General features: G+C 41.7%; 8 protein-coding genes. 7 read left to right on the forward strand and 1 reads right to left on the reverse strand.

The window, feature by feature from the left end; genetic code table 11:
- Positions 1-137: 137 nt before the first annotated feature.
- From WJR50_RS33675 to WJR50_RS33685, 3 genes are all read left to right on the forward strand, one after another.
- On the forward strand, positions 138-731 hold the full coding sequence (locus tag WJR50_RS33675) for a TlpA family protein disulfide reductase (protein ID WP_341297720.1): 594 nt from the start codon (positions 138-140) through the stop codon (positions 729-731).
- A gap of 171 nt (positions 732-902) precedes the next feature.
- Positions 903-2153: an MFS transporter gene (locus tag WJR50_RS33680; protein ID WP_341297721.1), complete on the forward strand. Its 1251-nt coding sequence runs from the start codon at positions 903-905 to the stop codon at positions 2151-2153.
- Between the two features lie 200 nt (positions 2154-2353).
- Entirely contained in the window at positions 2354-2743 is a 390-nt protein-coding gene (locus WJR50_RS33685) for a DUF302 domain-containing protein (RefSeq protein ID WP_341297722.1), read from the forward strand.
- A gap of 91 nt (positions 2744-2834) precedes the next feature.
- Here WJR50_RS33685 and WJR50_RS33690 read toward each other — a convergent pair whose 3' ends face one another.
- A complete protein-coding gene (locus tag WJR50_RS33690) occupies positions 2835-3884 on the reverse strand; it encodes a hypothetical protein (protein WP_341297723.1) in 1050 nt (349 codons plus the stop codon).
- 152 nt (positions 3885-4036) lie between these two features.
- Here WJR50_RS33690 and WJR50_RS33695 point away from each other — a divergent pair, with 152 nt between their 5' ends.
- The 4 genes from WJR50_RS33695 to WJR50_RS33710 all read left to right on the forward strand — a co-directional run bounded on the left by WJR50_RS33695 (position 4037) and on the right by WJR50_RS33710 (position 8119).
- Complete coding sequence (locus WJR50_RS33695) at positions 4037-4612, forward strand: helix-turn-helix domain-containing protein (RefSeq protein WP_341297724.1); 576 nt, start codon at positions 4037-4039, stop codon at positions 4610-4612.
- Between the two features lie 76 nt (positions 4613-4688).
- Positions 4689-5264, forward strand: coding sequence for a helix-turn-helix domain-containing protein (locus WJR50_RS33700; protein ID WP_341297725.1), 576 nt, complete (start codon positions 4689-4691; stop codon positions 5262-5264).
- A gap of 81 nt (positions 5265-5345) precedes the next feature.
- Complete coding sequence (locus WJR50_RS33705) at positions 5346-7604, forward strand: heavy metal translocating P-type ATPase (RefSeq protein ID WP_341297726.1); 2259 nt, start codon at positions 5346-5348, stop codon at positions 7602-7604.
- Between the two features lie 92 nt (positions 7605-7696).
- Positions 7697-8119, forward strand: a complete 423-nt coding sequence (locus WJR50_RS33710; protein WP_341297727.1) for an FAD-binding oxidoreductase — start codon at positions 7697-7699, stop codon at positions 8117-8119.
- Positions 8120-8162 lie beyond the last annotated feature (43 nt).

Consider the following 8162-nt stretch of genomic DNA (forward strand, 5'->3'; position numbering starts at 1 on the left):
CTCCCCAGTCAGTTTGATATAAGAGGAATCCCCATAACCTACATCATAAACGGTAATGGTGAAATCGTCATCACGCACTCAGGTATGGCAGACTTTTCAAGTGCAGAATTTAAAGAGTCCGTTGAAAAGGTAGCATCATGATAAATATCCGCAAGCATAAATTGGTAGAATGGATGGTCATCCTCGGGGTGATCTCCATTCTTTACTTCTCCGGATGGCACAAAGAAGTAATCGGAAAGCTACAGCAAGGAGTGTTAGCAACAGGATTAATCAAACCTGAGGTTAATGAGCGAAAAAAATCTGAAATGGAGTTTTTTAGTGGAGATATGATATTAGAATCCGCCAGTGGTGAACGGACAACGCTGAGTCAAATGCAAGGCAAAGTCCTGTTTATCAATTTTTGGGCTACCTGGTGTCCTCCCTGTATTGCGGAGATGCCCGGTATCAATGAACTGTATAAACAGACAGATACTGATGAAGTAGCCTTTTTGATGATCTCCAGGGATGAAGATTTCAGTAAGGCCATTGCTTTTGCTCAGCGTAAGGGATTTGATTTTCCTATTTACAGACTGAAGAGCCCCCTTCCATCTGTATTGCAAAGCAGGGTGTTACCCACAACATATATCATAAAAAAAGATGGAGAAATAGTAGTAGAGCACCAGGGAATGGCCGACTACAATAATGAAAAAATGAAAGAACTTTTAAATCAATTAAGTAATGAGCAGATCTGAAACGTTGATTAGCTTGTTTTTCAAATTTAGCTTATCAATAAAATGACGAATATGAAACAAAGACTAAAAGCATTGATGATTTCTATATACCTGTGGTAATGTTCTTATCGGGATATTATTAACTGGAAGCTGTCAATCACAAAAATATTTTTCTTGAATAGGATAATTTGAATGAAAGAAATAAAGCTGGGCTTAAAAGAAAACTGGAAGCAATTCTCCCTGCTAGTGTTGGTCAATGCCTTTGTAGGTGGCATGGTTGGACTGGAACGAACTGTGGTTCCGTTGGTGGGTACTGAAGAGTTTGCAATACGTTCTGAGACAGTGATCTTCTCTTTCATCATTGCCTTTGGGGTAGTAAAAGCTTTTACCAACATTGCCTCTGGTATACTGGCTGATCGTTATACCCGTAAGAAAATACTGATAGCAGGCTGGTTGGTGGGACTTCCTGTCCCATTCATGCTGGCTTGGGGACCTAGCTGGTCCTGGATTGTGATCGCCAATGTCCTGTTGGGTATCAGCCAGGGACTGGCCTGGTCTATGACGGTCAATATGAAAATTGATCTGGTAGGCCCTCATAAACGTGGACTAGCCATGGGGCTAAATGAAGCCGCCGGATATGGTGCGGTTGGGCTTACCGCACTTCTCACAGGTTATATGGCATCCGCCTATGGGCTAAGGCCGGAGCCTTTTTACATAGGAATTGTTTATGCCTTGCTGGGTTTACTTATCTCGGTATTCATTATTAAAGACACAAGGAAATATGCGCAGTTGGAGGCTAAATTACATGCTGACACTGAAGAAGATCATTCTTCTCAACCTAAAGTGGGATGGGTAATTGCCAATACGAGTTGGCGTAATAAAACTTTATTTTCTGTCTCACAGGCTGGTCTGGTTAATAACCTCAATGATGGCATGTCGTGGGGAGTATTTCCGCTTCTTTTTGCTTCAGCTGGAGTTGGGCTGGAAGGCATAGGTTGGATCAAGGCAGTATATCCGGTAGTGTGGGGCGTAGGTCAGGTCATCACCGGGCCTTTGTCTGATAAATTTGGCAGAAAACCTTTCATTGTGTGGGGAATGATCATACAGGCAATAGGCCATGCAGTGATAGGTTTTGGACTTTCTTCTCCATTGGTTACGGGTTTGATAGGATCAGTTTTGCTTGGAATGGGTACGGCTATGGTTTACCCTGCTTTATTGGCTGCGGTAGGTGATGAAGCGCATCCATCCTGGCGTGCTACTTCTGTAGGGGTATACCGCTTCTGGCGAGACATAGGCTATGCGGTAGGTGCTTTGATGGCGGGAGTAGTTGCTGGCATGCTGGGGATGGTTTGGGCAGTACATGCAGCTGGTTTACTTACTTTATTTTCAGGAATATTAGCCTGGAAAATGATGAAGGAAACTTTACCTCAAAGCACAAGCTAGTGAAGAGCAATGTCTAAACTAAGGTTAGCTCAAACAAGTTACATAATCCATATTGATAAAAAAGTAATTTCTTTATGTAACTGTTATCACAGACTGGCAGCCCTGATATGTGTAAATTTACTTTTTAACCATTGAATGAATGGAAATGCTCATGGATAGATGAGTAAATAGATTTTTAACTTTTTTAAACTTTGAACATTATGAATTATTATTTCAGTAAAAAATTATCAAACACCTCTTTTGAACAAGCCTTGGAAAAAGTAGCCGATGTGCTGAAAACAAAAGGCTTTGGGATATTGACAGAAATTGATGTACAGGCTACCATGAAGAAAAAGCTGGACAAAGATCTCAGACCTTACAAAATTCTGGGAGCCTGTAATCCTTCTTTTGCTTTCCAGGCCTTGCAGGCAGAAAATAAGATTGGGACCATGCTTCCTTGTAATGTCATAGTACATGAGTTGGAAGATGGGTCAGTGGAAGTTTCAGCAGTTGATCCTAAAGCTTCCATGCAGGCAGTAGAGAACCCTAATCTGGAGCAAATCGCAGCCGAGGTACAGGAGCAATTAAGAGCCGTGATTGATCAACTGTAAGATGGAGAATAGACAGACCTTATTTACAGAAAGGCAGATGGGTACTTTTAACTACTCATCTGCTTTTTTAATAGTTACTGATTGATGGATCTTATTGGAAATGCTTAGTATAGATCTCACCCTCCTTTTCCCACACGCTGAAGATATTTTTATCACCCCGCATCACTACATCCACAAACGCTCCTTCTCCTACCGGGATTACCTTATCCGAAGACAGAAATTTTGCCTTTAACATTCCGCCATCCTGCCAGGCAATTACAGGATTTTTGTTTCCGCTAATACTTGCTGATCTACCTTCTCCTATTAGTACCTCATTTTTACCCGGCTGAGCATAAAATATTTTGCCCTCTCGCTGCCAAATGGTATGTACTTGATCCTGAGCGTCAATAAAAATACCTCCACCATCCATGGGGCAGCCTTTCAGCGGCCAACTTCCGTCTCCAAGTTTTTGAGGAGCGTTGAAAGATAGTTTTTCTGAATCAGATGTCATCAGATACATATCCCTGCTGCCATTCAGCCAGTTTCTGAACATTACATATACCTGCTGATCCTTCACCGTAATATTGGGTTTACAACATTCGCAGACTGTTCCATCAGGTGATTGATAGGCAATCACATTTTTAGACCACTGCTCGCCTCCTTTGCTGCTGGCCACCATGATTTTATTTTTCTCGTCATTTCGGATATCAAGCCAGGCCGCAAAAAAATGATCCTGATCATCGGCAGCAACACTCATCAAACCTTCAGGTGCTGAGCCTGTAAGATCATTAATGTTATTAACATTTTGCCACTGATTAGTAGCATGCTCAAGCCTAAAAGCATGAATGTCTCCCTCTTTATCCATGGCAGTGACAATAGAATAGTTAGTTGAACTGGCAATCTGAGGCCCCCTGGACATACCCAGATGCATTTCTTCAAGATGGCCTACCAATGCAGGTTCAGAGAATGTCTTGCCCTGATCTGAAGAATTCATGACCATAATGGAATCATTGATCCCAAACACGATTCGGATTACACCTTGTGGATCTACAGAAACCTGAGGTTGTCTGCCTTTGGTCAGTTGGTTTTGTGCATTGGCATGAAAAAACACCAGCGGGAATAGAATAACACTTAGAAATAAGAAAGATAATAGGGGCTTCATAGGTTGTTGTTTATGATATGACGTCAATCTAGTACACTTAAATTTATGATTCATGGGAAGGTTGAATCTTTTCTTAAAATTTTGTGAATACTTATCTTAATAGAGAGTTTAATTAGTTTTAAATTGCAAAAAAGGTTTTCACCCCAAAGGAAATGGCCGATTTATATATTAAGAATATGGTTTGTGACCGCTGTATCATGGTGGTAAATCAGCTTTTTCAGCAAGCAGGCTTGAAGCCAATATTTATCCGCCTTGGCGAAATAAAGATTGAAGAAGAGGTCTTGACCGAAGGTCAAAGAAATCAACTGGATGAATTATTAGCAAAAAACGGCTTTGAAAGAATAGATGATAAAAAAAGCCAACTGCTAGAAAAAATCAAAGCTACTGTCATTGAGCTTATTCATCGTCAGGAACATTTTGAAATGCACATCAACTGGTCGCTTTATTTGTCAGAGAAACTTCATTACGACTATAACTATTTGAGCAGCCTTTTTTCAAGTGTGACAGGCATCACTCTGGAACAGTACATCATTAAACAAAAAATTGAAAAAGCGAAAGAGTATCTCTTCTATGACGAGTTCTCTGTGAAAGAAATTGCTTACCGATTAGGTTATAGTAGCGTAGCGCACCTCTCCTCCCAGTTCAAAAAAATCACCGGACTTACACCTTCTGAATTTGAAGAATCCCGCCAGACCAGCTTAAGAAAACCTCTGGATAATATCATATAATCTTGTAAACCAATCAGGTTATTTTATAACACTTACTGTCATTAAACAGCTGAGCTTTGTGTAAAACAAGTTCGGGATGGAAACTATTACTGAAATCAATATCAAAGGAATGGTATGCAATAGGTGCATATCTACCATACAGGATTTACTTAAAGAAAAAGGGTATGCTGTTCAGCAAATCACACTGGGCAAAGTACTTTTTAGTAAAGCTGTGGAAATAGAGAGAAAAGAAGAGGTGGGCCAACTCCTTAAGAAGCTGGGGTTTGAACTGATCTCTGATAGAAATGAGCAGTTGTTGGAAAATATAAAAGTTGCCATTGATGAATGGACAACTGCTACCGAAAATGGTTTCAAACCACTTAAGCTCTCAGATTATCTAGCTCAAAAATTCAGTAAAAACTACGATTCCATAGGTGAATTCTTTTCTCGCTATGAAGGTAGGACGATAGAACAATACTTTATTTCCAAAAGATTAGAAAAAGTCAAGGAACTACTTGTCTATACTGATTTTTCACTTTCTAAAATTGCTTTCCAAACAGGTTTTAGCAGTGCTTATCATCTTTCAGCACAGTTCAAGAAAAATACAGGTATGCCTCCTTCTGCATTAAGAGCTATCAGAAAAGAGAAATCAGCAAGCATTCAAAGGGGCTAAAAACTCTGAAACACAAACCCAAAATTGTATAAAGCCCAAAGCAGCACCGCCTCCTACTTTTGGGAAAATTAACTTTTTAAAATGAAAACAGAAACCATACAAGCTGTACCTCTCAAGGTAGAGGCGAACAGCATTATAAAACAAAGTTTTCCTGTAACCGGCATGACATGTGCTGCCTGTGCTGTAAGTGTAGAATCTATGCTTGCCACTACCCCAGGGGTGGTAAAAGCAGGCGTTAACTTTGCAACCCAAACTGCCTGGGCGGAATATGATCCTAATCAGGCCAGTGTCGCTGATCTCCGACAATCTGTTCAAGCCATTGGGTATGACCTGATCATAGATGCTGAAGATCCCTCTCAGGTTCAGGCAGATTTACAGGCAAAGCATTACCAGTCCCTAAAACACAGGCTTGTCTGGTCGGCAGTGTTAACACTTCCCGTTTTTATTATCGGCATGTTTTTTATGGAATGGGAGGAAGGGAAATGGATCTCTATGGGACTTTCCGCCGTCGTCCTTTTCTACTTTGGCAATCACTTTTTTGTAAATGCCTGGAAGCAGACCCGTCATGGTAAAGCCAATATGGACACGTTGGTGGCCTTAAGTACCGGCATTGCTTTTGTATTCAGTGTATTCAATACTTTCTTTCCTGAATTCTGGCACAGCCGAGGTATACATGCCCATGTCTATTATGAAGCAGCCGTGGTGATTATCACCTTTATCTCTTTAGGCAAGCTGCTGGAAGAAAAAGCTAAATCCAATACCTCTTCAGCCATCAAAAAGCTCATGGGGCTACAGCCCAAAACCGTAAAAGCATGGATAGAAGGAGAGGAAGTGGAAATTCCCGTTTCAGCAGTAAAAGAAGGATATGTGTTGGTTGTACGTCCCGGTGAAAAGATACCTGTGGATGGAGAGGTGGCAGAAGGTCAGTCATATGTGGATGAGAGTATGATTAGCGGTGAACCTATAGCAGTATCAAAGTCAGCGGGTGATAAGCTTTTTGCCGGAACAGTCAATCAAAAAGGAAGCTTTAAGATGATTGCCCAGAAAGTTGGAGGAGACACGGTACTGGCAAGCATCATCAAAATGGTACAGGAGGCACAAGGAAGTAAAGCACCCGTTCAGAAACTGGTCGATAAGATCGCTGGAATATTTGTACCTATTGTTTTAGGTATTTCCATTATCACATTTGTGAGTTGGATGATATTAGGTGGAGAAGATGCATTTACCCATGCATTGCTGGCTTCAGTGACCGTTCTGGTCATTGCCTGTCCCTGTGCCCTCGGATTAGCAACTCCCACGGCCATCATGGTGGGTGTGGGAAAAGGAGCTGAAAATAACATCCTGATCAAAGATGCGGAGAGTCTGGAACTTGGCCATAAAGTCAATGCAGTTATCCTGGATAAGACAGGAACGATTACCGAAGGTAAACCTGATGTGACAGCAGCGGTCTGGTTAGAAAACTACCAACAGGATATCTATAAAAGTATACTGCTCAGCATGGAAGCACAAAGTGAGCATCCTTTGGCTGAAGCAGTAGTACGTTATCTCAAAGCAGATCAGATACAGACCATACTCATCAGTGCATTTGAGAGCCTAACCGGCCAGGGAGTAACCGCAGTCAGTGAAAGTGAAAGCTATTATGTGGGAAACAAAAAGCTGATTACCGAAAAAAACATCTACACTGATGAAGTATTATTGGAGAAAGCGGCTCAATGGCAGAAAGAGGCAAAGACTGTCATCTATTTCACGGATAGTCGTAAAGTTCTGGCTATCATGGCCATAGCCGACAGGCTTAAGGCTACTTCCCGAGAAGCGATAGCAGTGCTTCAGAAGAGAGGTGTTGAGGTGTATATGCTTACCGGAGATAATAAAGAAACAGCGGCTGCGGTAGCCAGCCAGGTGGGTTTAAAAAATTATCAAGCTGAGGTATTACCCGCTGATAAGGCAAGCTTTGTTAAAGAACTTCAGCAACAAGGCAAAGTTGTGGCTATGGTAGGGGATGGTATCAACGATTCACATGCTTTGGCGCAGGCCGATGTGAGTATAGCAATGGGTAAAGGATCAGATATCGCAATGGATGTTGCCAAAATGACACTGATTACTTCGGATTTGAACGCTATCCCCAAAGCCTTGCAACTTTCACGTAAGACTGTCTTGGGAATTCGTCAGAATCTTTTTTGGGCCTTTATTTATAATCTGCTAGGCATACCGCTGGCAGCAGGTATTCTTTACCCCATAAATGGTTTTCTGTTAGACCCAATGATAGCTGGTGCTGCCATGGCATTTAGCTCAGTTTCGGTAGTAGCCAACAGCCTGAGACTTAAAGCTGCCAAAATTTAATATTCACTCCCTTTGCTGCGCTACTTTTTACCTCCTCAGTGTATACCGATGCTGAAAGCGGAAAAGTAGTGCAAGCTTAAATCCCAATTACTATGGCATATGAAGTCAAAATACATAGCGTGGACTATGAGACAGAAGACGCTATCACCATTCATTTTGAAGCGAGTCCTGCTTTTGAAGGATACACTTCGGGGCAGTTCATCAATATTTTTCAAGAGCATAGAGGTGAAACGATCAGCAGATCTTATTCATTTTCATCATCACCGGAAGCAGATGAGTTGCCGGCGGTAACCATTAAAAGGGTAGCCGGAGGCCTGCTATCCGGCAAGTTAATAGATACTCTCAAAAAAGGGGATTACTTAACCGTGAGTGAAGCAGCAGGGCGCTTTAGTCTTCAGGCCAACGGCTTAGACTCAAAACACCTGATCATGATTGCTGGAGGAAGTGGTATTACACCCCTGTACTCCATGATAAAAACCGCCGTGACTGTTGCACAACTCATACTATGCCTTTAATTATGCTTGCCCACATTAATGATTTTACTCTCCCCTCAATAAT

Source organism: Catalinimonas locisalis (assembly GCF_038039535.1).
In the GTDB taxonomy this organism is placed as follows: Bacteria; Bacteroidota; Bacteroidia; order Cytophagales; family Cyclobacteriaceae; genus Catalinimonas.